This is a genomic window from Pseudoalteromonas prydzensis (assembly GCF_011050055.1).
Lineage (GTDB): Bacteria > Pseudomonadota > Gammaproteobacteria > Enterobacterales > Alteromonadaceae > Pseudoalteromonas > Pseudoalteromonas prydzensis_A.
In genome coordinates, this window is record NZ_DRGM01000023.1 from 17,049 (window position 1) to 42,360 (window position 25,312).

The following is a 25,312-nucleotide window of genomic DNA, read 5'->3' on the forward strand; positions in this document are numbered from 1 at the left end:
CAAATTATAGTTGCCACATTTTAGGGGCAAACTAACAATGAATATGAAACGCACTTTTTCTGCCACTAAACGACGCCACTTAATGGCCTGTTTACTGGCATTAATTACAGCGGTTGTGATGATCCCTGGGATGACAACCTACTTACCCTTTGCTATGGAAGAACAAATACTCATCCCAATTATGCTATTTCCCTTTATTTGGGCTGGATTATTTATTTATGCTTACATGGCTGAAAAAGCATGGCAGCCATTTGTGGTTATGTTAGTAATCATATTAAGTCATGCTGGCTTGAGTTTTATGGCTTTATCGGGGGTACAGGGATGAAATCAGTTTCATTAAAAAAGTTATTTTTGCTGCATAGCTGGGTCGGCATTGTCACTGCTATTTTACTTTTCATTGTTTGCTTTACTGGCGCTTTGGCCGTACTTAGCCGTCCTGAATTAAAGATTTGGGCCAACCCTGAATTGCATCAGTTAAATTCAGTCCCTAGTGAAAAGGTTACCGAGTTAATCAATCATTACCACACATTAGTCCCTAAAGAATTTGCTGAGAACATTCATGTTTACTTACCTACAGGCCATAACACTCACTTACTCACCATTTTATTCGAATCCCACGATGGCGATGAAAACTATGACGAAGAAGCCGCGTATGCATACCAGTTTGATCCTCGTAACTTTGAATTAGTTAACGAATATTATGGCGCTGCTGGTTATTTTTACGAACACCGTAAAACTGATGCGCCATCTTTTATTGGTCATTTTCATGCAGACTTACATTTAGGCCGCCCTATTGGCCTGATACTTACAGGGTTTTTAGGCTTAACCTTATTGGTTTCAACAATCACCGGGCTATTTATACATCGCCAATTAATCAAAGAGTTGTTTACTTTTCGGCGTAAAAAAGAGCTGAATGTAGTTGTAAATGATGCACATAAAATTATGGGGATTTGGGGCAGCCTATTTCATGGCGCCATTGGCTTTACGGGCGCATTTTTAGGTTTAGCGACAATAATATTGCTACCTGCTGCGGCATTTGTCAGTTTTGGTGGCGATCAAGATAAGCTGGTCGCAAAATTCACTGCAATGCCTGAGCCTATTATTACTAATGACTATCAAGCAACTGATATCAATACTATTTTAATTGATGCGCAAGCGCGCTACCCAAAAGCTAAAATTATTGATTTAACCATTATGGCGCATAACGATGCAAATGCTCAAGTGTACTTACGTTTGATTGGCGGTGATGCGGTCGCTTCACAATTGCTACACTATCATGGTAACGGTGAATTTAGTAAATCAATGAGTAGTTTTGGTGATATTCCAGGTCCTGCCATTAAAGTATTAGAGCTGTTGTTTCCATTGCACTTTGGTAACTTCGCTGGCATTTTTGTCAAACTGATTTGGGCACTATTAGGCTTAAGCACGGCACTATTACCACTGTCAGGCATGATGATGTGGTTGGCAAAGCGTAGCCGCGGCAGTAACCCAACCTTATCTGAACTAGCTTACCAACGCTGGAATCGGGCGATTATTGGTAGCTGTGGCGGTTTAGTACTCGCTACTGCTATTTTGTTTCCGGCTCAAGTACTGTTAAACAACCTTGTGCCAGTACAAATGCATAACGCTTATTTTGGGCCGCTATTCTTTTATTCATGGCTGGCTTGGTGTTTATTGGCTGTTCTACCTATTAATTATCATCGCTATTTACAAGTAACGATGACGCTGACAGGACTTGCTTGTATAGCTGTATTACCGCTGAACTTGGCCCTTTCAGCCAGTCATGCATTTTCTGCAAATAATTTGCTCATGACAGTTGTAGATATTAGTTTCTTGTTTATTGGTGGCTTATTTATTTATGTAAGCCAACGCTTAGTAGCCAAACAGTTAAATGGAGTAACAGCTAAAGCCACTCAAGAGGTAACTATATGACGTTTATCTACCTAACATTAGGTTGTTTATTATTAGTTGCTAGTAGTTTACTGCTCAGAACTGCCAACAGCGCTAGCCGCTGGTTAAGCCTGGTGGTTTTTTGTATTGCCACAGCCTGTTTTATTGCTGTGTACGGTAATATAGCCGGTGTGTTTATTGCCGTGCCTACGGCACTATTAATTGGCTTATTGACGGCATTTTTATTAGGCAAAAAAACCTCAAAACAATAATTAAAGACTTGCGCGCCCAAGCATCATGTTGAGGGCGTTACTTGAAACAACCTCTCGCTGCCTGCATATTCTCTCTGATCATAATGCTTATATGGTTGGGATAATGGATTAGCTACATAGCTGACCACGCAAAGCCATGTATCTTCAAGTAACTTGAGTATATACTTCCTAGCATGAGTACTTGTAATGACTAACTAATGACAAAACCAAAAAAGAAAAGTAATTTTTTCAGTAACCTTATTTTTAATATTATTTTACCGGCGGTGATTTTAAGCCGCTTCAGTACACCAGATACCTTAGGTCCAGTGTGGGCGGTGGTGGTGGCACTTGCCTTTCCACTGTTATTTGGGTTGTGGGAGCTTAAGCAATCAGGCAAAGTAAACTTTTTCTCAGTACTTGGCATCATCAGCGTACTGCTTACTGGCGGTATTAGTTTATTTGAACTCGACCCTAAATACATTGCCATTAAAGAAGCCATGGTGCCCGCTATTATCGGTATTATTGTGTTAGTGAGCCAATACACACCTTACCCGTTAATTCGCAAACTATTAATTAACCCTGAACTTTTAGATATAGAAAAGCTAACTCAGTCACTTGAGCAACAAAATAACACCGCTGTATTTGATGCGAAGATGCGCCTTGCCGGTTTTATTGTTGCCAGTGCGTTCTTTTTATCTGCGATACTTAACTACTTTTTAGCAAAAAATATCGTTGTTAGCATGCCCGGCACCACAGCTTATGCGGAAGAGTTAGGGCGTATGACGTGGTTAAGTTACCCAGTGATTGTAGCCCCAACAATGATATTACTCGTTGGCGCTATTATTTTCACTTTTAAGCAAATTGGTAAACTAACTAAACAACCAATCGACGAATTTATTTTGCAGTAAGTGCTTGGTCAAGTCGGTATCATTATGGTGCTGGTGATGCCATTTGATCCATTTACCACCACGGCATTAATATTAGTAAACACCTTGCAAGCGGTGATTCTTGGCTTATGTACATTTTATTTACTATCAAAACGAAAATTGCGCTGTAAATAGGCATTCGTTAACGTTTGTGCAAGCTAAACAAGCTACATGAAAAAGGCCTCGATTGAGGATTGAGGCCTGCTATTTATGTTAAATTAATTAAAATTCCCAGCTGAGTGACGCCCAATAACGGCGACCATCTTCTACATAACCATACTCATCTTCAGTGATGTCTTTATCAAACATGTTATACACACCAAAGCCAAGTTTTACTGTGTTGGTTAAGTTATAGTTACCACCAATATCGGCCAAAGTATAATCTGGCGCAATAAGGCTACTTTGCGAAGGTCCAGTGGTTGGTTGACTTTCTTCACCGCGGTAATGAACACGTAACCAGCTGCCAAATTTATCACTGGGTTGCCAGTTAAGTGATGTTTGCAAAATATGTTTCGGCAACTGGTTTAGTGGGCTGCCTTTGTATTCACCCGATTTTTGCTCTGAATCGGTGTAAGTGTAATTTGCCCTTATGTCGATATCACTGGTGATGTCATACGACAGGGTAAATTCAAAGCCTTGAGTGACGGCCTCATCCACATTGACATACGTAGTGGGCAGTGAACCAAAGTCGTTAGGGCCATCTGTACACTGGGTTAGCGGGCAGGCGATACGGGTGATTTTGTCATCAAACTGATTATAAAACACGGTACTTGACACATTCAGATCACGGTTCACATCGTAATAAATACCCATTTCATAGTTTACTGACGTTTCTGGGCTTAAATCTGGGTTACCATAAATATTTCCACCGCGACTTACTTGTCCCCAGTCTGGCGTAGATTGGCGAATGTTTGGCGCTCTAAAACCTGTTGAGATGCCACCTTTAATAGTAAGATCATTGGTTGCTGTATACACGCCGTATAAACGCGGGCTCCAATGCCCGGCAAAGTTACCATCGTGATCGTACCTAAGTCCCGTGGTCAATTTAAACGACTTTGTGGCAGCCCATTCATCTTCGGCAAAGATTGACCACTGCTCATTCTCAACGTGCGTTAAATCGCTAATTTTATTACTAGTATAATCATCCAGTGTTTCTTTTAAATACGCGGCACCTAGCGTGGCATTATGATCCGTAATAATTGGCAACGTCCAGCTAGTTTGCGCGTCAGTGTTTTCCACATACATTTCACGAGAGGTGTTGTCAAATTTATCGTACTTTAAGTAGCTACGCGAAGAACCAAAATCATAAAAGCCATTATGGCTGAGTGAAAACGTTTGTTGTTCATATTCAGTCGTTGATGACTCAGGACAACCGCGGCGTCCACAGTTTTCTCCTGGTGCAAGTGCTGCAACTGTTTTACCGAGCGTCGCATCCAAGGTTTGTTTACCGGTGCCTGCCTCAAACATAATTTCATGATTGTCAGTCGGGGTTAAAATAAACTTGGCTTTGATATTACTTTGCTCTTTACCGCGAAAACCTGCTGTGAAATCATCTTCATCTCGTTTCGAAAACTGCCCAGAGAACTGCACACCTAATAACTCAGGAATTAGCCCACCGGCGGTAAAAAAACTAGCTTGGTTAATATTACCCGACTCACTGCGCTCTTGAATTGTGCTATCAAGACGTACTTCACCGTACCATTGCTCTGGTGTTTTACGGGTAATAATATTGATCACCCCACCAATGGCGTCTGAGCCATAAAGTGACGACATCGGGCCGCGAATAACTTCAATGCGCTCAATTGCTGAAATAGGCGGTGTCCACGCCCCTTCGACCCCAGGCCCATCACTGTTAGGGCGTGTCTCACGGGATGTTTGCCGCTGTCCGTCAATTAATATCAAGGTATATTGGCTCGCCATGCCGCGCAGACTAATGTCTTTTCTATCGCCGCCGCCAGTGACAACAACACCGGGGACGTCGGTTAATGCATCGGTTAAATCACGATAAAAACGTTTTTCGAGCTGTGCTCTGTCTATCACGCTAATACTGGCTGGTGCCTCTTTGAGCATTTGTTCACTGCCAGATGCAGATACCACAATCACTTCCATATCTTGCTTTGCATCATCCGCATGGGCTGACACACTTAAAGCGCTTAAAATTGCTGCAGTTAACGGTATTAATTTACGGCTTACCGTATTCATGATGATTCTCCGTGACTTTTGTCTTATAAATGATAATAATTAGCGTTTGCGATATTAATCAGAAGTTCCCCCGTTCTCAACGTGTGAATTCTTAAAGCTATGTTAAGCAGGACTTAAAGTTATGAATGGGAAATTACTAAAGGCGCTCAATGTGTTCGCACGCACAGTGGAAACAGGGAATATGAGTAGTGCAGCGCAAGAGTTAATGATGACCACCTCAGCTGTAAGCCAACAAATAAAGCAACTTGAGCATGAGTTAGGTTTAAGCTTGTTTAATCGCAGCCCGCGGGTGCTCACACTCACCGAAGCGGGCGAGCTGTATTATCAAAGCTGTATCAAGATGCTGGCCCTGAGTGAATCTGCCTCGCAGCAGTTACAGCACTTACAAAATAACCCCAGTGGCCGATTAAAGTTAGTCGCACCGGTGGGCTTTGGCGGCGGGCTGTTAAGTGCACCACTACAGCAATTAATCAGCCAATACGAGGATATTGATATTCAACTCAGCTTGTCTGACGAACCTGTTGATATGATAAAAGCGGGCGCTGATTTAGCCATTGCTATTGGCCCTTTGCAAGACTCAAACTTAATAGCAAGGCACTTAGTTGACTGGCCTTTAGTGTTATGTGTACACCACAGCCACCTTTTAGCCAATGAGATCAGTAACGATATTGAGCAATTAACGAAAATGCCACGCATTGCCCATATAAGCGCAGAATATGCGCTGACGCATAAAGCAACTGAACAAAGCGTTACATTACCCGCAGCACGGATCACCGTAAACAATATGCAAAGCATCATTCAACTAGTATGTGATGGTGTTGGCTACGCCATTTTACCCGAGCCGGAAGTGCGCAGTTTATTACATTCAGGTGAATTAAAACCTTTGTGTACCGATTGGCAACTCCCTCATTACAGTGTGTTTGCAGTCACTCCTGCGCGGGATATTTTAGCTGCGAAAACGAAAGCCGCAATTGCCTTATTAAAAGCAAGTTTTGCGGCTATTTCGTTAGCAAAAGCCTGTTAAAAAATAATAGTAACTTGCTTGACTACGTTGCTCTTGTTGGTTTTTTACCAAAACCAGTAAAAATTAATTTACTGGTTTTAACTCAATTATTGATACGGAACCAAGAGGATCAATCATGTAATCTTCACTCGGTTCGCCTTCATCGGCGGTGATGATTAATTTTCCATCTGGACTGAAAGTTACCATATCTGGCAGCGCTCCGACTGCAGCTATCATTTCAAGCTCATAACTACTGGTGTTAAACATAGCAACAACGCCAGTATCCGTTTTCACGCCTGACTCGATCGCAGCGGCAAGTTTTCCGTTTGATACTGCGACAGAATTAACACCGGCACCGTAATAGCTAATATCAATTGCAGCGAGTGTTGCAATGTTACTCGGATTAGCAAAATCAACCACTTCAATACGCGGGGCATTAAGCAAGCTGCCGTTATTTACCACGAATAAACGTTTTGTTTGGGCATCATAAGCCGTGATCTCTGCAGCGCCTTCACCGCCTTCAAGTAACAAGCGTGATGTAAAATCAAACTTGCCTTCGCTGTTTTCACTATAGACGGTGATATTACCGCTATCTTCGTTTGCAACCACCAGCTGCGCTTGTAACGTTGGGCTTTGCTCGGCGGGTATAAATAACACCCCCTCTGGTGCATCATCACCTTGAGTAACGAGCATTTGCACAAAGCTTACGGCATTCACATCACTAATATCATATACTGCAACCGCATCAGCACGCTCCAAGGCAATAAACGCATAACGCTTATTGGCGACCATGCCCGTTGTTACGCTCTCAGGCTCAGTGCCTTTCGCATCACTGCGACCATCAGGGTAAACGCCGGCTTTATTTGCCTCAACGGCAAGCGATGAACCACTATCAAATACCTGCTCACCGGTATCACCATTAAAGATTGAGAATGAACGAGCGCCAAAACTATAGAGCGTATTATGACTGGATGCCGCAGTATCGGAATCAACATATTGCGATACTAATAAACGCCCTAATTCAAGGTTGTTTTGTAATGTACTTACGTCAGTAAATACCGATTCATCAAGCACGATATCTGCAACTTTCTCACCTTCTGCAAAGTTAGTAAACCAGTCACGTACATCCCCTTCGTTGGCAGTAAGTACGTAATGTATGCCATCTTGTGAAAATGTTGCAATGCCATCAGGTTGATACATTCCCATTACGTTTGCGCGAGTTTGTAGCTTGATCATATTGTCTTTATCACTGGCATCGATTTCGTTGCCTGCCATGCCATAATCTTTAAAACCCAGCGGGAAGATATCAGTGATAGTTTTAGTGGTTAAATCTATTTTCGCAAGGCCGTTATTCTCTTGCAATGACACCCATGCAGTGCTTGAATCCGCTGATACGGCGACATATTCAGGCTCAACGTCTGCAGCTAAATCGGCACCTTTGCCAAATACCCGAAAGCCTTTGCTTTCAAGGGCCGCTTCTTGATCATTAAATGCTGTGAAATTTAATGTAGTTGCAGCAATCACATGCATAGGAGTTTTAAAGTTTTTCCGTCCAGGGCTGGCATAAAGCTGTGGCGCATTCTCATCAGCAAGCTCTATAAATTCCATACCATCAGGAAAACGACCATAACTATTAACATGGAAATCGCCATAACTGACCTGTTGATGTACTTGGCCTTGGTATTTTAGTTTAATGGTTTCGCCTTTGCCTAAGCCAAAGTCTTCATTATTATTTAAAATAGCCGTTGCGGGTGCACCGTTAGGAAGCTGAGTACCCGTAACTAAATTAGGCAATAATACAATAAAGCCGTGACCAGGAATTTCAGTGCCTGCAGGGATAGTTAAACCCGCTTGGTTATTTGCTTCACGATCTAAATCAACTAATTCCCACTCATTAGCTGCAAAAACAAATGGTTCGGAAGATGTGTTGTACAGCTCAACAAAATCAGCGTCAGCACGGCCTTTTGAGACTACTTCGTTGATCACAATATTCGCGGCAGTTGCACCGTCAACTGGCGCTGGCAATTTATTGGCAGCACCAGGCGTTGGCGCGAGCGCTTCATCTTGAGTATGCCAATCACCGCCATCTGGTAAACGCCCCCATGAAGATACATGATTACCATCATTCCAATGTGCACTTTGCACAACTAGATTATTGTGCACTAATAATGCGGTATCGCCTTTACCTAAACCGAAATCAGTGTCACCTTCCCCAGCAACAATTGTGCCCGTAGGTGCACCAAATGGAATACTTGTTTGGTCTGTGGCGATCACTAAAAATTCCCCGCCAAGCAAGGTGGTCCCTTCAGGAATAGCAATACCCGGCTCTAAATCTTGTTCAAAACCTTTTAAATCATTTACCGCCCAATTGGCACCAAAGGTGAAGCTTTGAGCTGAATTATTATAAAGCTCAATAAAGTCATACCCACCGTCCGTTGAGCGTACTTCATTAATAACAATATCGCCTTTCGCAGGCACAACAACTGCACTAAACGTGGCAGTAATATCTTTATGATTATCCATCGTCAATGTGAGTGATTGGGCGTCGTACTCTGCGCTGCCGATATCGCCAGACCAAGAGATAAACTCATATCCTTCAGCTGCTTGCGCTGTGAGAATGACGATTGAGTCTTGCTCATAATCATCTTTTGCTGGGGTGATCACCACATTACCCGCACTTTGTGGGGTAATTTCTAGCATTAATTGGTAGCGACTAGGCTCCATATCGTTATTATTATCGAGATCGCACCCGCTTAATGCCCCCAGCATTAGCAAACTGCCTACTAATGGTTTCAGTTTCATATTTTGTCCTTAGTTATTTGTTAAATAAAACTGAACAAAACATTAATAAGAACAAATTACAAAGCGATGTTATTTACATGTAATAAACATGACAAACTAAATCATCACTTAGCTAACAGCTAACCACAGGCCAACGAACATCATTAAAGAGCCAGCAACACGATTAAGCCAGATCACAAGGCCAACCCGCCGCAAAGTGAATGACAAAAGGCGAAGCCTTTATTGCCGAGTAGTAACATCATTTCTAAAGCCAGCGTTAATGCTGGCTTTTTGTTATTAATCTTTCATTCATCTATTTTGTCGAACTATTCAATCGCTTTAAACCCTAGAAACTAACTAGCTAGTCGCTTTTTTCGCAACTATAGTTTTCCTTGTTAACTCACAGGAGAACACTCATGTTAAACAAAACAACTTCGACAGTAACAAAAGTTGCCGTTGCTGTTTCATTACTTATCGCAAGTAACAGCCAAGCTGCGACTGACGTTAAATCAAATAATTTTTGGTGGCCTGAACAACTTAACCTAAGCCAACTACGTGCGCACGGTGCAGAATCAGATCCAATGGGCGAGAACTTCAACTACAAAGACGCCTTTTTGAGTTTAGATCTTAAAGAAGTTGAAGCCGATATCGCAAAAGTCCTCACCGATTCACAAGATTGGTGGCCAGCAGATTATGGTCATTATGGCCCGTTTTTTATCCGTATGGCATGGCACGCATCGGGCACCTATCGTACCTTTGATGGTCGCGGTGGCGCAGGTGGAGGCCAACAACGCTTTGATCCACTAAACAGCTGGCCTGATAATGCGAACCTAGACAAAGCACGCCGTTTACTTTGGCCAATCAAGCAAAAATATGGGCGCAATATTTCATGGGCCGACTTAATTGCCTTAACTGGTAACGTTGCACTTGAATCGATGGGCTTTAAAACCTTTGGTTTTGCCGGTGGCCGTGAAGACGATTGGGAACCAGATCACGTATACTGGGGCCCTGAAGGGAAAATGCTAACCGACGAGCGACGCGACAAAAAAGGCAAACTTAAAGGCCCGCTAGCAGCGGTAGAAATGGGTTTAATTTACGTTAATCCAGAAGGCCCACACGGAAACCCAGATCCATTACTTGCCGCAGACGATATTCGTATGTCATTTGGCCGTATGGCAATGAACGATGAAGAAATCGTTGCCTTAATAGCCGGTGGTCATAGCTTTGGTAAGGCACATGGCGCTAAAAAAGCTGATTGCTTAGATGCAGAGCCAGCTGCCGCAGGTATCGAAGAGCAAGGCTTAGGCTGGAAAAACAAATGTGGTAAAGGCCACTCAGAAGACACCATAACCTCAGGCCTTGAAGGTGCATGGACAGTTACGCCAACACGCTGGTCAATTAACTACCTGCAAAACTTATTTAACTTTGAGTGGGAAAAAACCAAAAGCCCAGCAGGTGCAACACAGTGGATCCCCGTAAACGGCCAAGCTTCTAGCCTAGTGCCAGATGCACACATAAAAAATAAGCGTCATGCGCCTATTATGTTCACTACCGATATCGCCTTGAAAAAGGATCCTGAGTTCCGTAAAATTTCTCAGCGTTTCTTAAACGATCCTAAAGAGTTTGAACTGGCATTTGCCAAAGCGTGGTTCAAACTAAATCACCGTGATATGGGCCCACGTGCACGCTACTTAGGTGACCAAGTACCAGAAGAAGTATTGATCTGGCAAGATTACATTCCAGCAGCTGATCACCCACTGGTAAACAACAAAGATGTCACTAACTTAAAAGCGTCGATTTTAGATTCAGGCTTGACTGTACCAGAGCTTGTTCGTGTTGCTTGGGCCTCAGCGGCAAGCTACCGTGATACCGATATGCGTGGTGGCGCAAATGGCGCACGTTTACGTTTAGCACCACAAAAAGACTGGCCAGTAAACAACCCTAAAGAAGTGCAAAAAGTACTTGCTAAGCTTGAAAACATCCAAACTAAGTTTAATAAGAACGCCGCAGACGGTAAAAAAATATCACTTGCGGACATGATTGTACTCGGTGGCGCTACAGCCATTGAAAAAGCGGCCAAAGATGCAGGCTACTCAGTAAACGTACCATTTCAAGCAGGCCGTATGGATGCATCATTGGAAATGACCGATGTTGAGTCATTCGACGTGCTTGAGCCAACAGCTGACGCGTTTCGTAACTACTATAGCTCGGCGTGGAAATCACCAGCCGAAATGCTAGTAGAACGTGCCGACTTACTGAGCTTATCGGTACCTGAAATGACCGCACTTGTCGGTGGTATGCGTGCTTTAAATGCAAATACTAACCAAACTAAACACGGTGTTTTCACGGCAAAGCCAGGCACATTAAATAACGACTTTTTTGTGAACCTACTTGATATGTCAACTAAGTGGTCTAAGTCATCGACAGAGGGCATTTACGAAGGCCGCGACCGCCAATCAGGAAAGCTTAAGTGGACCGCCACTCCGGTTGATTTAATCTTTGGTTCTAACTCAGAGCTTCGTTCGATTGCTGAAGTGTATGCCGCAGATGACGCAAAACAAAAGTTTGTTGATGACTTTGTTGCTGCGTGGACAAAAGTGATGACACTCGACCGCTTCGATCTACGTTAAGCGTTTATTTTCATAATTAACCAAGCCGCTTTTTATCATCAATCTGAAGCGCGGTATGAAACCGCGCTTGTATATTTTTGAGTTTACAGTGAGTCAAAATTACTCAGCTGAAGTTACTGCCTCAACAGAGCGTTCATCGCTCAATAAATACTTATCAAGCCATTGCTCTTGCTCCCACAACACATGCAGTAAACTCTTGCGAGCGTAAGGTAACATCACTAAACGCGCTTCTTTACCTAAACCTTTCAGTGCAGCGTACATACGCTCGCTTTGCATCGGGAAGGTGCCGTGAGATTAAGGGTGGGTCTTCTTGGCTGACGCTCTGAAATCAAAAAAGCGCGATATCAAACCACGCTTTTAATCCTAGCTATAACTTACTGAATTTCAGCTATTCTGCTGACGGCTCGTCACTTAATAAATATTTTTCAAGCCACTGCTCTTGCTCCCAAAGCACATGCAGTAAACTCTTACGAGCACGGTAGCCGTGAGCTTCGTAAGGTAACATCACTAAGCGCGCTTCTTTACCTAAGCCTTTGAGTGCTGCGTACATACGCTCGCTCTGCATCGGGAAGGTGCCCGAATTAGGATCCTCCTGACCGTGGATCATAAGCATTGGCTCATTTATCTTTTCAGCATGAAAAAACGGTGACATATTGGCGTATACATCCTGTGCTTGCCAAAAATCACGCTCTTCACCTTGAAACCCAAACGGCGTTAAGGTGCGATTATACGCGCCACTGCGGGCAATACCGGTTTTAAATAAATCACTGTGCGCTAATAAGTTCGCTACCATAAAGGCACCATATGAATGGCCTGCAATAGCAATTTTATCTTTATCCGCTATGCCTTTTTCGACCAGCACATCAACCGCAGCTTTGGCACTTGCAACTAACTGTTTTCTAAATAAATCATTCGGCTCTTTGCCTTCTACGCCAACAATGGGCATTTTCGGATCGTCAAATACGGCAATACCTTTAGCAAGGTAAGGCATTGGGCCCCAATAACCAACATAAGTAAATTCATATGGCGATTCACGCACTTGTGATGCAACCGCTTTGTCTTTGTATTCCAGTGGGTATGCCCACATTAACACCGGTAATGGGCCTTGGCTTTTGTCGTAACCAGGTGGTAAGTAAAGTGTCCCAGAAAGCTCAACACCATCATCACGTTTATAACGGACCAGCTCTTTTGTTACACCTTTAAACGCCGGATATGGATGCTCAAACGTAGTGAGTTGAGTCAGCGTGTCATCGTCTAAATCACGAATGAAAAAGTTAGGTTGCTGCGTTTTAGATTCGCGAATAGTGATTAATCGCTCACCTTCATCATCAAGCATAGCGCGTACGCGTTCATAGTAAGGCGCTTTTGATTGCCATAAACGCTTGGTTGTATTGGTTTTAATGTCGTATTGATCTAAAAACGGCACATTTCCTTGCTCAGACGCTCCATCGCCACGCAAGAATATATAACGACCGCCGACCACTTTAATAACGTTTGCACCAAGATCATTATGTTCATAAATAACATCGCCGGGATCTTTATAGGCATCGTTATAACTGCGCTGTGAAAATAATACGCGGTTGCGATCCGCATTGCGCGGTTGGATAACATAGGTACGTACTTGGCGATCACTAAAACGCCATTCGGTTAATAAAGCAACGTTTTCATTGGCCCATTGCATGCCTGAAAAACGACGTTCAACTTTGGCAAACAGTTTTGCTTCGCGTTTAAAAGGCGAACGTAAACTATATAAATAATCATGATGAGGCACATCGGTTTTCATATCGCCGCCATCTTGCGCCTGCGCCCAAATGATTTCAGCACCTTGATCGTCACGCCACTGAAAATCACGGCGCCCGGTGCGTACACTGTCATAACCCTGCGGGATATTATCGGCAAGCGGCTGTTTAGCTAGTTCTACCAATGTATAACCGCGCATTCCCCATACCTGCCATGTTGTTGCAAAACGGCTATACGGCACTTGATAAGAAAAAGGTTCATCAATGCTTGCTACTAATATATTGGTTGAATCAGGTGAAATTGAAAATGATTTAAATAATGCTGGCTGACCAATTGCTGAGGCAACACCACTCATCGGAATATAGCTTAACTGCCCTTGACCATAAAACTTAAACTGCTGTTCATCAAATGGGCTAGTTAATAAATTTTGGTAAGTCCGCGCAGGGGCTTTTTGACCGCTACTTTGTTGAATAATCGGTACTATGCTGTTGCTGTCGTTGGCTAATCTTGGTTTACCCAAGTTAACAGCCACATTGGCAACAATAGCCGTGCTATCTGGCAACCACTGATAGGGGGCTGCGGTTAACACGGAATTAAGCGACACGTCTGACAACTGTCGTGCTTGTTTTGTTTGCGTGTTATAAACCCATAAGTTTGCTTGTGTTGGCTGCTCAACAATAAACGCGAGGTACTCACTATTACTTGACCATTTAGGCGAGCGGATCACCCCGTTTGGCAAATTATTAACTGCAATCACAGCTCCCGTCGCAATGTGCTTTAATTGCAGGCCACTAAATTTAGTACGAGGACGAGAGCGGGAAAAATTAGCTGGGTTTAGCTGTATTCCTGCTAATTTTAGTTCTTCTTTCGCTAAATCATCCAGTGTCTCTACACGTTTACGATCAAATAGCGCCAACCATTGACCATCGCCCGATAAATAACTGCTAGGTGCTAATTTTGCGTCAACTAATGCTGCTAAATCACTGGAGGGGGTTTGATAGCCTTGTGCAGCAAGTGCTGAGCCAGTAACACTAACACTCAACACAAATGCCAATAAAAGCTTGATACCTTTCATGGTTTATCCTTGATTTTTATTATTAATGGCTGTATCTAAACATGTTTTGATACATTCATAAAGTTTTTGCGAGTATTAGGTTTATATAGACAAACTGCGTTAAACTGGCTACTTAGTTCAAGCAATTGCTGACGCATAATTAACATGAAAACAAAAACCGATAAAATAACTATTTTTGACGTTGCCAGAGAAGCACAAGTTTCTAAGTCAACGGTGTCGTTAGTGCTTACCCAAAGTGACAAAGTCAGTGATAAAAGCAAAGCAAAAGTCTTACAGGCAATTGATGCATTAGGGTATGTTTATAACCGTGATGCAGCAGCACTGAGAAGTCGTCGCTCTAACTTAGTGGCGTTAGTGATCAACGATTTAACCAACCCTTATTCTGCGCAACTTGCTGTTGGCCTTGAAAACCATATTCATGCATTAGGCATGCTGCCAATGTTGGTCAATACTGCTGAAAGCGTAGAGCGTCAAACTCAAGTAGTTAAAACACTCAAAGAATATAATGTGGCTGCGTTTATTATGTGCCCTGCTCCTGGCACTACCCAGCAATGGGTTGACGGACTGATCGATAGTGGCTTTCCGGTTATTCACATTATGCGCGAAGTGCCCTTTTGTGGCGCGCCAACTATATTACCCGATAATAAAAAAGGCACTCATTTAGCAACCTGCCATATTTTACAACAAGGTATTGAAGAGGTTGCATTTGTAGGTGGTACTGAGGATATTTCCGATCACCATGAACGTTTAAGTGGTTTTCACAGCGCTTTACAACAATTTAATTTACCTCAAGATAAACCAATCATTACCGCAGCCACGAATCGTCAAGGCGGACGTGATGCCTTTAACGCTCTATACGCACAACATCCTCACACTAAAGCGATTATTTGTTTTAATGATGTTATTGCTTACGGTGTCATCGAAGCTATTCGTGAGCAGGGTTTAATACCAGGTAAAGACATTAAAGTCGTGGGTTTTGATGATTTAGCCGATTCATGCTTAATGTCGCCATCACTAAGTAGTGTCACTATTAATGCCGATGATATCGGTAAGCGTGCATGCCAAGTATTGCAAGAATTGCTCAATCAAAGTATCCCTGCGGTACGCACCTTAGTTGATGTTCAGTTACAGATAAGAGATTCAAGTCAATGAAAAAAGTATTAGTAATTGGCTATGTGTGGCCAGAGCCAAATTCATCCGCCGCCGGCACCCATATGATGTCGCTGTTAAACGCCTTTAGAGCACAAGATTGGCAGGTTGAGTTTGCCAGCCCAGCACAAAAAACCGAGCATATGGTTAACCTTGATAACTACGGGATCAGCAGCGCGACAATCGCCCTTAATTGTTCAAGTTTTGATGAATATGTTAGCAACTACGCCCCTGATATCGTGATGTTTGACCGCTTTATGATGGAAGAGCAATTTGGCTGGCGAGTAGATAAATACTGCCCTAGTGCACTGAAAATTCTCGACACTGAAGATTTACAGTGTCTGCGTAATGCGCGCCATGAAGCCCATAAAGGGGGGCGAGCATTTAGTCACAGTGATTTACATTCTGACATTGCCAAGCGTGAAATCGCCGCGATTTTACGCTGTGACATAAGCTTAATTATTTCCAGCTTTGAAATGCAGTTGCTAGCAGATGTATTTAAGGTCGATAGCCGTTTGTTACACCATTTACCGTTTATGGTCGATTTAGCCTCACTCCCTGAGCAAACTAAATCATTTGCACAACGCCAACACTTTATGACCATTGGCAATTTTCGCCATGCACCTAACTGGGATGCCGTACTCTATTTACAACAAATTTGGCCACTCATTCGTAAACAACTGCCGCAGGCAGAGCTACACATTTATGGCTCTTACCCACCGCCAAAGGCCACCGCGCTTAATAACCCCAAAACTGGCTTTTTAATAAAAGGTTGGGCGGATGATGCCTATCAAGTAATGGAAAATGCCCGCGTCTGTTTATCACCGCTGCGTTTTGGTGCAGGCATTAAAGGTAAGCTGTTAGAGGCGATGATCATGCAAACACCTAGCGTAACAACCCCTATTGGTAGTGAAGGCATGCATGGAGATTTAGACTGGCCTGGCGTGGTAGCAACTGAGCCGCAACAATTTGCCGATGCCGCTGTAGCACTGTATCAAGATGAAGGCGTATTTAAACAGACACAAAAAGCTGCGACTCTTCTACTGCAAACATTTTATGACAAAAAATCATTATCCTTTGATTTAATGCATAAAATAACTACAACTTTAGCTAATTTAACCCAACATCGTGAAGCCAATTTTACCGGGCAAATGCTTAAGCATCATACCATGCGCAGCACCCAATATATGGCGCAATGGATTGCAGCAAAAAATAACCAACCTCTCACTAGAAAAAACTAGACAGGCGGGGATTTGTGTTTAAAATTCCCGCCAAACTAGGTAGGCAAATTTAGATGTGTTGTCTATATTTTTTAACTGAATAATTTAAATTTTGGTTCAATACACATTTGAAAACCGCAACGTTCACAGAAAAGCGCAAATTTATCGTTAAACTGGGCAAAATGCTCCATAAATATGGCACCCCAGCTTATCGACTCGAAGCCCACTTAATGGAAGTGGCGACTTACCTTGATCTTAAATCATCATTTGTGATGTCACCCACCTCTGTTACTTTTGTGATCTGGACTGATGGCCACGAAGACGAATACACCCACGTAGCCCGAGTTGATCCTGGCGATCACGATTTAGGTTCGTTAGCCGATACCGATGATCTGGTGAATAAAATGCTCAATGGCGAACTCACACTACAAGAAGTTGATGTGCAACTCGACGCCATTTTTATTATGCCCAACCCGTATAATCGCTTTACTACAGGGGTTGCCTTTGCCACCTCTGGCGGTGCATTTGCAATGTTAATGGGCACCAGCTGGAATGACGTATTTTGGTCAGCTTTACTGACCTCTGTGGTCTACTTATTTGTACTATGGTCTGCGCGCTCAAAACGCGTAGCCCATATGTTAGAGCCATTAGTGGCGATAGTGTCGGCTATTTTGGCCTGCGCTGTAAGCGTGCATTTAGATGCTGGGATCAATATTCGCCTAGTGGTTCTCTCTGCCATTATCGTGTTTATACCTGGACTTGCATTAGCATTGGGCTTAGCTGAACTTGCAGCGCGGCACTTAGTATCTGGTACAGCGCGGGTGATGGATGCCTTTATGCTGTTGTTTAAACTCTATTTTGGTGCATTCATCGGCATTGCGATTGGTTTTGCACTGTTTGGTCAAGCCGATTTTATACAACCTGAGCCTTTACCGAAATGGACCGCATGGCTGGCAATATTTTTACTCTGTAGTAGCTTAATTGTTATCTTTAGAACCAAACTAAAACACGCTACTTGGTCTATCGCCTCTGGCTTTATTGCTTATGGCAGCAGTATTGGCTCTGCAATGTATTTAGATTACACCTTAGGAACGTTTGTAGGCGCATTTGCGGTGGGCGTATTTAGTAACCTATTTAACCGCATAGCGAATGCTCCCGCTTCAATTGTTGCCATGCAAGGCTTGATTGTATTAGTACCGGGCAGTAAAACTTACATAGGTTTAAACTCATTAATTGAAGGACAAGATTTTGTGTATGCCGAGCACATCGGCCAACAAACCTTCCTGATATTTATGTCACTGGTGGCTGGATTGATCTTTGCAAACGTTGCACTGCCACCGAAAAAGAGTTTGTAAACCAATTAAGAGCCTGTTCGACAAGGCTCTTAATTTAGAGTTCTTAATTTAAAAGAAACGCATAAATTAATATGCTAGTGAATTCCTTTATCCTGATGTCTGCACTCGCCACTGCTGATTTCCCTACCTGACCTTTTACCTTTTACCTTTTACCTTTTACCTTTTACCTTTTACCTTTTACCTTTTACCTTTCATTTTTTAATCCACTAATTGTGAATTACAATAATTAAAAACACAAAACCAATTAAATAAACTTAACTTATTAAAGAAAAACAAAAGCAGTGAAAATAATAAGCAACTGATAAAAACAAATAAATAAAATTAAAACAAGATTACATTTTAAAATTTGTTACTTTCACAACTATTCATCTCGATTCAAGACTCTAATTTTTAAAAGGCGTTTAATAGAGCCACAAACAAAACTGGCAGTGGTTATTTTTTATATGCGAAGTAACCATAAGCTAATCACTTAGCCGCTAATCTAGTTTGTAGACAACGGTCTTATCAAATTCGACTATTAAAAATGACTATATAAGTACGAATGGTAAGTCCTCATTTGACACAACAAAATGAAGTTTTGATTCAAGGGGAATCGAGGATGTTAAAAGTAAAAATAAATAAACTGTATTTAGCAGTAAGTGCATCACTAATTACATCTGCATTGAGCTTACCTATGCTAGCGCACAGTGCTGAGCTTAAAAGTACAGACGAAGTTGAAGTGATCCAAGTTCGCGGTATCCGTGGCAGTGTTGTAAAATCACTAAACACTAAGCGTTATTCAAATGCGATTGTCGATGCAGTGACTGCGGAAGATATCGGTAAATTCCCCGATCAAAATGTCGCAGAATCATTGCAACGTATCACCGGTGTATCAATTAGCCGTAACTTTGGTGAAGGTGAGCGCGTGAGTATTCGTGGCACCAGCGAGAGCCAAAACCGTACACTGTTAAATGGTCAAGCTGTTGGATCTGCCGACTGGTGGACTAACTCCGCAGCAAATCGTGGTTTTAATTATACAATGCTGCCTTCGGAAATTGTCTCTGGCTTAGAAGTGTATAAATCACCTGAAGCGGATATTGATGAAGGCTCGATTGGCGGGACTGTTATTGTGCGCACTCGTAAGCCGCTTGATTTAGAGGCGAATAAATTTGCCGGCTCAGTACTTGCACAGCACAGCGAAATTTCGGGCGAAACCGACCCGCAACTCTCTGCTATGTATAACTTTAAAACTGAAGATGAAAGCTTCGGGGCGCTTATTTCGGTGGTTCGCCAACAGCGTAATTTACGCCGTGATGGTATTGAGTCATGGAGCTGGGCAAAACGTGATATCACCTTAGAAGATGGTACTGAGTATAAAGACGTATACAGCCCAGGCGGTGGTGGCTCGGCGATGTTCTTACAGGAGCGTATTCGTACTGGTATTAATTTAGCCATGCAGTATCGCCCTACCGAGCAATTAGATTTAACCTTCAACGCACTTGATTCAACCCTTGAAGCAAATAATGAAAACCAAAACTTCCTTTGGCTACCCGGTTACGGTGGCTCACAATACACTGATGTCACGTTAGTAGAAAATGATCACGTTGGTACTATGCTGGTTGGCGGGACTTTAGGCTTATCTGCAACTGCGAATAACATTTTAGACGAAACCAAAGTACGTAACTCTGAAATCAACACCAAATCATACGATTTAAAAGCGGATCACCAAGGTGATTTATGGTTGACCAGTGTGCATGTCGGTTATACCGAAGGCAGTGGTGGTTCACAAGCTGATCGCAGTGTTGGCTGGGAAGGTAACTATGTGCATAGTTTTGACACCTCAAATGTAGAAGATGTACGAACTAGCTATGCCGCAAACCCTGCTGATGGTAAAAACTGGGATTTAGGTTTTCTACGTTACGATAGTAATGATGCCAAAGATGATGAAACTTACCTGCAAGTCGATTTTACGCGGCCAATTGACATCGCTGTCTTTAGTAAAATTAAGTTTGGTTTAAAGTACCGTGATCATTCACGTTTTAATACTAAGCACACCACTGATAACCGCACGGATCTAGACTGGAACTTAGCTGACTACTCGCTATCAATGCCAGCCGATTATTTATCGGGCCTAGGCTCTGACGGTACGTTACGTGATTATGCAATCACCGACTCTGATAAAGTTCGCCGTGAAGGGGATGCCCTTGATTGGAACTTCCGTGTACTCAAAGCCAGTACCTTTGAAGTTGAAGAAAAAATTACCGCCGGTTATATCAAAGCAGATATCGATGTTGAAGGTATGCGCGGTAACTTAGGTGTTCGTTTAGTGCAAACGCAACAATCAACCGCAGCCTATGTAGGTGAAAGTGGCGCTGAAGTATGGACCGATGATGACCGTGACTATTTTGATATTTTACCTAGCATCAATCTTGCGATTGATTTAGATGACGATGTACTGCTGCGCTTTAGTGCTGCACGTGTTATGTCGCGCCCAGATTATGCAGCAATGACACCTTCGACCTCTTATAATCTTGAAACACAAACTGGCAGTGGTGGTAACCCTGATATCGACCCATATCGTGCAACACAGTTTGATACTGGGGTGGAATGGTATTTCAGTGATGCAGGTTTATTCTCAGCGGTGGTCTTTTATAAAGATATTCAATCATTCTTAGATGTTTCACCCAACTTGGAGATCCATGAAGGGATAGAAATCTTAGTGAATCGCCCTACTAACGGTCGCTCAGGGCGCATCCAAGGTCTTGAATTAGGTTATCAACAAGAAATCTTTGCTGGTTTTGGCTTAAATGCTAACTATACATTTGTCGATGGTGAAGCAAAAGATGCCGATGGCAATGATACGATTATTCCAGGTAACTCTGAACACACTGTAAATTTAAGTACTTACTATGAAACAGAAACCTTTAGTACACGTATTTCATACAACTTCCGTACTGGTTATAACTCAGGTCAAGGTCATGGTTATGTTGATGATTATGGCCAGGTCGATGCGAACTTTACCTACAACGTAAACGATAATTTAGCGCTTGTTTTAGAGGCAATTAACCTCACGGACGAACATACCTTTAGTTACCAAGAAGAAGGTGTGCAACAAGCACTAACAGGTGTATACGCCGATGGCCGTCGCTTTGTAGCCGGAGTACGTTTTAACTTTTAATCCCCATTTGTCGAACTCCAAGCTAACACAGGTATTCGACTCTCGCCAAGGATGGCAAGCCCCTATGCCCAGGGGTTATACCCAAGCCGCTTCAAGATGCGAATTCTGCATATTGAGGTGGTTTGGGTATTAAGCAGGCAGTCACTTGACTGCCTGCTTTTTTCATTTGTGAAATTACCCATATTAGTCGCGCTAAGGCGCTAGTAATAATAAACAAAACAAGTACAATCAATAGGTAAAAACGTTACTCGAACAACATCGGCGAAGCATAATACGTGTCAGCACAGACAGCTATTGATCACAGTAAGCAAACAACAGGATTTTGTCACTACAAACTCTTATTGGTATTGCTATGTCTGCTGTTTATACCTCAGACGAAAGCAGACTTGCTTAGTGCAACCCTTGACTACCACCAAGGAAACTTCAACGAAGCACAACACGAATTTCAACAATTAGCGTATTTAGGCAATGCAGACGCAATTTATAACATCGCTGTAATGTATTTACACGGCCAAGGGGTTGCAAAAAACAAAGCACAAGCCTATGCCTGGTTTAGCTTAGCTGCTGATTTTGGGCTGCTCGATGCGCGCGATACGGCAATGCTAATAGCCAGACAAAGTAACAATCAACAACCCCTTGATGACGCCTATAATGCACTGTTAAAACAACTTAGTTTTCAATGGTATGATCAACAGTTACGGCCAGAGTTAACCGCCAGTCCAGCCCCGCATTCAAGTCCACAGCGCAGCTATACCGTTGAGCCTAAATACCCAAAGCATGCCTATCAAAATGGCATAGAAGGCTGGGTGTGGCTTGAATTTGATATTGATAAAAGCGGCGCTGTAACCGATATTTCCTTAATTGACTCATACCCAGAAAAAACCTTTGATCAAGCCATTATCAACGCAGTGAAGCGCTGGCAATATCAAGGTGATAGCCAAACCTTACCTTACTATAATCGTTCTTTGTTGTATCACTTCACCACTTACAAGGGTAAGCAGTACGAGCAAAGCTTTAAAAGTCAGCAGCGTGAATACAATGAAAAGATTTCTGAGTTAATTGATGCCGCAGAGCAAGGTAACGCCTTAGTACAGTATTATATTGCCAATTGGCTAAGTTCAGATGAATACAACGCGACCCGATTGTTGAAATACCATTGGCAGCAAAGCAATGCTAATAGTGAATTATTACTGCGCTCAGCCGTTAACGGGTATGCTAATTCACAATATCGTATTGGTGCAAATATGTTACGCGGCGAGTATGGTAAAGTTGACCGTGAAAAAGGCTTAAATTGGATCCTACTTGCTGCTCAAAGTGGTTTTGCCAATGCGCAATACCGTTTAGGACGAGAGCTGTTGAACAGCCAATATGTCGATTATGCCCCCAATAAAGCCCTAACATGGTTAAAAGCGGCAGCAGCACAAGGATTATTTAGTGCTAAACGTGAACTTGCCTTATTACTTTTTGAGTTAAAAAAACCACCGCAACAGGTCACCGCAGCCTTAAATTCGGCATTGGCTGATGATAGTGAACACCCACAATTATTATTACTTAAAGCGCAAATTCAAGCGGCTAATAATAAACCGCAGGCAGCTCAAAAACTAGCAAATAGCGCCCTACAAGAAGCCCGTAGCCGTAATTGGGATCAAAGCAGCATCAAACAGTTTATGGCGACACTGCCTTAATGGCTTTGTGCAATAAAATATCTGTTTCAATGCCATCCACTTGACTAAACACCACTTGACGACCATCGACTGAGCTACTGATATTAAGATTAATGTCAATATCATAGCCGTACACACCAAGCTCTTTTATAAACACATTGCGCTTTTGCTCGGTTAAGTAACAATACAGCAAGAGCTGATGTCCTTGGCGTAGTACATAATAAATGCCCTGTTTAAATACCGCAGGTTTAAACAGCTCAAGTGATGGCAACAATTGCGCTAATGGTAATTGCTGCTCCAACACCGCTGATAAATAAGTACGCACGTGTAAATCATGCTCTAAATACGAGCTATTAAGCTGCCAAAGTGGGTGTTCCCCATCTAAGCTTTGCAACGCGACGTTATCTTTCACTAAGGTATTACTCATAAGTTGAATATCGTAACGCCAATCTTGCCATTGTAACTGCTCATTGGCGCTTTGCTCATTGCTAACTTGATAATAAATACTGTGGCTATCTTGTGACCAACGCACCCCATTGAGCTGCTCAAAACCAGAAATGATTGGTACTAAACGACGTGAAAAGGTATTAATCAAATACACATTTTGCTGTTCATCCGCCAATAATACATTGTCGCCATTCGGTGAGAAAAGCAGGTATTTAGGGGTAATATTACTAGGTAAAGTGGCAATTAGGTTCGCGGTTTTACGCTGTTTATGTTTCAGCCATACTTCGATATGGGTAAAGCCGGTGATCCCTCGACGTTGCAATGAAATAAATGCACTTTGCTGTCCGTCTGGCGATACTGCGGGTAAAATGTCCATTCGTGCAGAAGACGATAATTGCATAGTATTGCGGATTTTCGGGACATCCTTACTTAAATCTAATTCAATTTGATACAAATTAACCCGTGCTTGCCCTTCCGCATGAGCAATATCGCCCGTTTGCGGGTTAATTGCCAAATCGGCGACAAAACCCAATGGTTGATGTACCAGTTGCTCATTACCTTGGTAGTCATAACGACGTAACGCATCATCACCGAGCCAGTAATAACCCTGTTCACTGTCAAATAATAACGGCGCATGACTGTGCCGACTGCGCTTTATTTCAGTGCGTTGCAGTGATTGTGTTAAATCCACTTCACTAACGCTAAACCAGCCTTGATCTTTTTCAAGGATCAGCATTTTTTGCTGCTCATTAATATCAAAGGTGATCGGTTTAAAATCCCCCACGATTTGCTGCTCTAATAAAGTGGGCGTAGGTGAAAATGCCAAGGTATATTTTACTAATCGCGGTTGTTCATCTTGCCAGTGCGTGGTGTAAATAGTGTTGTCGTCGGCCCAGTGTAATTTGCTAGGTCCATGACGTTGTTGGCAGCGAGTGAGTTTAAACTCAGGACTCAAACGCCATGTTTCAATGGCATTAGAGACAGGAATAACGCGGATATCGCAACTAAGCGGATCATATCTAAAGTAAGCCAGCCATTTACCGTCTGGCGACCACACTGGCGCTTCTTCAGAATAACCTGAATTTTTAATACTGTGCACGGTCTTGCTTTGCTGATCATAAACGGCTAAATCAAATTGACTTTGTTGATCATTTGATTGGCTAAATGCTAAATATCGGCCACTGGGAGAGTAACGTAAAAAAACTTCAGCCCCTGGCGCTGAGGTGATCCGTGATTGATATTCATAGTTCAAAGTTGGCGCTTTCGGTGCAAGTAAGTGCTGGCTGACAAGTGTCAGCATAGCGCCTAACATTAAACCTAGGGCAACAAATAAAGCCGATGTGCGCGGCGTAGCCGGAGTCACTTTATCTAATAAGGTTGGTGCATCACTGATCTCTGCTATTAACTGATAGCCAACTCGCGGTACGGTACGAATAAACGTTGCGGTGTTTTTATCATCATGTAGACTTTTACGCAGTTGTGTTACTAGCTGACTGACTGAATTGTCGCTCACTACGACATCCGGCCAGAGCGCATCCATAATTATATCCCGTGATACTGCGTTGCCTTGGTGTTCTAGTAACAACTTTAATAACACCAACTGCTTTGCTTCAACGGCACACCAACGCCCTGCTACCTTTACTTTTAGAGCAGCAAAATCAACAAGCACATCGTTGAGTAGTAACTGTTTTAGTTCGGCTGTTGGCATCGTTTATTTTTTACACACGTTAATCTATGGTTAAATTAGTCAAGAAAGCGTACTATACCCAAACCATCTCAAGATGCAGAATTCAGCATTTTGGGTATATAAGCAAATACGGTA

At 42.7% G+C, this 25,312-nt stretch carries 15 protein-coding genes and 1 pseudogene; 11 read left to right on the top strand and 5 right to left on the bottom strand.

From position 1 onward, the window contains the following. Nucleotides 1-37 precede the first annotated feature (37 nt). The 4 genes from ENH88_RS01735 to ENH88_RS01750 all read left to right on the top strand — a co-directional run bounded on the left by ENH88_RS01735 (nucleotide 38) and on the right by ENH88_RS01750 (nucleotide 3,049). A complete protein-coding gene (locus ENH88_RS01735) occupies nucleotides 38-325 on the top strand; it encodes a hypothetical protein (RefSeq protein ID WP_304178819.1) in 288 nt (95 codons plus the stop codon). Next, a complete protein-coding gene (locus tag ENH88_RS01740; RefSeq protein WP_304178820.1) occupies nucleotides 322-1,932 on the top strand; it encodes a PepSY-associated TM helix domain-containing protein in 1,611 nt (536 codons plus the stop codon). Before ENH88_RS01735 ends, ENH88_RS01740 begins: the two co-directional genes overlap by 4 nt. Then, a complete protein-coding gene (locus ENH88_RS01745) occupies nucleotides 1,929-2,162 on the top strand; it encodes a hypothetical protein (protein WP_064665225.1) in 234 nt (77 codons plus the stop codon). The genes ENH88_RS01740 and ENH88_RS01745 overlap by 4 nt, the downstream gene beginning before the upstream one ends. A 197-nt stretch (nucleotides 2,163-2,359) precedes the next feature. Continuing rightward, a complete protein-coding gene (locus ENH88_RS01750) occupies nucleotides 2,360-3,049 on the top strand; it encodes a VC0807 family protein (RefSeq protein WP_304178825.1) in 690 nt (229 codons plus the stop codon). Nucleotides 3,050-3,289: 240 nt separating this feature from the next. Here ENH88_RS01750 and ENH88_RS01755 read toward each other — a convergent pair whose 3' ends face one another. Continuing rightward, on the bottom strand, nucleotides 3,290-5,269 hold the full coding sequence (locus tag ENH88_RS01755; protein WP_304178826.1) for a ligand-gated channel protein: 1,980 nt from the start codon (nucleotides 5,267-5,269) through the stop codon (nucleotides 3,290-3,292). A 121-nt stretch (nucleotides 5,270-5,390) separates the two neighbouring features. Between ENH88_RS01755 and ENH88_RS01760 the strand changes: the two genes are divergently transcribed. Continuing rightward, the gene (locus ENH88_RS01760; RefSeq protein WP_304178828.1) at nucleotides 5,391-6,293 is read left to right on the top strand and encodes a LysR family transcriptional regulator; all 903 of its coding nucleotides are present in this window, start codon (nucleotides 5,391-5,393) and stop codon (nucleotides 6,291-6,293) included. A gap of 63 nt (nucleotides 6,294-6,356) precedes the next feature. Here ENH88_RS01760 and ENH88_RS01765 read toward each other — a convergent pair whose 3' ends face one another. Beyond that, complete coding sequence (locus tag ENH88_RS01765) at nucleotides 6,357-9,074, bottom strand: choice-of-anchor I family protein (protein ID WP_304178830.1); 2,718 nt, start codon at nucleotides 9,072-9,074, stop codon at nucleotides 6,357-6,359. Between the two features lie 395 nt (nucleotides 9,075-9,469). Here ENH88_RS01765 and katG point away from each other — a divergent pair, with 395 nt between their 5' ends. After that, on the top strand, nucleotides 9,470-11,683 hold the full coding sequence (katG, locus tag ENH88_RS01770) for a catalase/peroxidase HPI (RefSeq protein ID WP_304178832.1): 2,214 nt from the start codon (nucleotides 9,470-9,472) through the stop codon (nucleotides 11,681-11,683). A 99-nt stretch (nucleotides 11,684-11,782) separates the two neighbouring features. On the opposite strand, the pseudogene ENH88_RS01775 reads toward katG, so the two are convergent. Both ENH88_RS01775 and ENH88_RS01780 read right to left on the bottom strand, forming a co-directional pair. Then, nucleotides 11,783-11,971, bottom strand: a pseudogene (locus ENH88_RS01775) (alpha/beta hydrolase family protein); the annotation flags it as partial. Nucleotides 11,972-12,071: 100 nt separating this feature from the next. Further along, nucleotides 12,072-14,498 (bottom strand): S9 family peptidase, encoded by a 2,427-nt coding sequence (locus ENH88_RS01780; RefSeq protein ID WP_304178836.1) that lies wholly within the window; start codon nucleotides 14,496-14,498, stop codon nucleotides 12,072-12,074. Nucleotides 14,499-14,642: 144 nt separating this feature from the next. On the opposite strand from ENH88_RS01780, the gene ENH88_RS01785 reads away from it, so the two are divergent. The 5 genes from ENH88_RS01785 (at nucleotide 14,643) to ENH88_RS01805 (ending at nucleotide 23,064) form a co-directional block, all read left to right on the top strand. After that, a complete protein-coding gene (locus ENH88_RS01785) occupies nucleotides 14,643-15,650 on the top strand; it encodes a LacI family DNA-binding transcriptional regulator (RefSeq protein WP_304178838.1) in 1,008 nt (335 codons plus the stop codon). Beyond that, a complete protein-coding gene (locus tag ENH88_RS01790; protein ID WP_304178841.1) occupies nucleotides 15,647-16,888 on the top strand; it encodes a glycosyltransferase in 1,242 nt (413 codons plus the stop codon). The genes ENH88_RS01785 and ENH88_RS01790 overlap by 4 nt, the downstream gene beginning before the upstream one ends. Nucleotides 16,889-16,995: 107 nt before the next feature. After that, nucleotides 16,996-18,222, top strand: coding sequence for a threonine/serine ThrE exporter family protein (locus tag ENH88_RS01795; RefSeq protein WP_304178842.1), 1,227 nt, complete (start codon nucleotides 16,996-16,998; stop codon nucleotides 18,220-18,222). Between the two features lie 598 nt (nucleotides 18,223-18,820). Next, nucleotides 18,821-21,379, top strand: coding sequence for a TonB-dependent receptor (locus ENH88_RS01800; RefSeq protein WP_304178844.1), 2,559 nt, complete (start codon nucleotides 18,821-18,823; stop codon nucleotides 21,377-21,379). Between the two features lie 275 nt (nucleotides 21,380-21,654). After that, nucleotides 21,655-23,064: a TonB family protein gene (locus ENH88_RS01805; RefSeq protein ID WP_304178846.1), complete on the top strand. Its 1,410-nt coding sequence runs from the start codon at nucleotides 21,655-21,657 to the stop codon at nucleotides 23,062-23,064. On the opposite strand, the gene ENH88_RS01810 is transcribed toward ENH88_RS01805, so the two are convergent. Then, nucleotides 23,045-25,198, bottom strand: a complete 2,154-nt coding sequence (locus tag ENH88_RS01810; protein WP_304178848.1) for a winged helix-turn-helix domain-containing protein — start codon at nucleotides 25,196-25,198, stop codon at nucleotides 23,045-23,047. The genes ENH88_RS01805 and ENH88_RS01810 overlap by 20 nt on opposite strands. Nucleotides 25,199-25,312: the final 114 nt, after the last annotated feature.

Coding starts and splice junctions, on each gene's coding strand:
- ENH88_RS01735 (WP_304178819.1), top strand. CDS start 38: ATGAATATGAAACGCACTTTTTCTGCCACTAAACGACGCCACTTAATG.
- ENH88_RS01740 (WP_304178820.1), top strand. CDS start 322: ATGAAATCAGTTTCATTAAAAAAGTTATTTTTGCTGCATAGCTGGGTC.
- ENH88_RS01745 (WP_064665225.1), top strand. CDS start 1,929: ATGACGTTTATCTACCTAACATTAGGTTGTTTATTATTAGTTGCTAGT.
- ENH88_RS01750 (WP_304178825.1), top strand. CDS start 2,360: ATGACAAAACCAAAAAAGAAAAGTAATTTTTTCAGTAACCTTATTTTT.
- ENH88_RS01755 (WP_304178826.1), bottom strand. CDS start 5,269: ATGAATACGGTAAGCCGTAAATTAATACCGTTAACTGCAGCAATTTTA.
- ENH88_RS01760 (WP_304178828.1), top strand. CDS start 5,391: ATGAATGGGAAATTACTAAAGGCGCTCAATGTGTTCGCACGCACAGTG.
- ENH88_RS01765 (WP_304178830.1), bottom strand. CDS start 9,074: ATGAAACTGAAACCATTAGTAGGCAGTTTGCTAATGCTGGGGGCATTA.
- katG (WP_304178832.1), top strand. CDS start 9,470: ATGTTAAACAAAACAACTTCGACAGTAACAAAAGTTGCCGTTGCTGTT.
- ENH88_RS01780 (WP_304178836.1), bottom strand. CDS start 14,498: ATGAAAGGTATCAAGCTTTTATTGGCATTTGTGTTGAGTGTTAGTGTT.
- ENH88_RS01785 (WP_304178838.1), top strand. CDS start 14,643: ATGAAAACAAAAACCGATAAAATAACTATTTTTGACGTTGCCAGAGAA.
- ENH88_RS01790 (WP_304178841.1), top strand. CDS start 15,647: ATGAAAAAAGTATTAGTAATTGGCTATGTGTGGCCAGAGCCAAATTCA.
- ENH88_RS01800 (WP_304178844.1), top strand. CDS start 18,821: ATGTTAAAAGTAAAAATAAATAAACTGTATTTAGCAGTAAGTGCATCA.
- ENH88_RS01810 (WP_304178848.1), bottom strand. CDS start 25,198: ATGCCAACAGCCGAACTAAAACAGTTACTACTCAACGATGTGCTTGTT.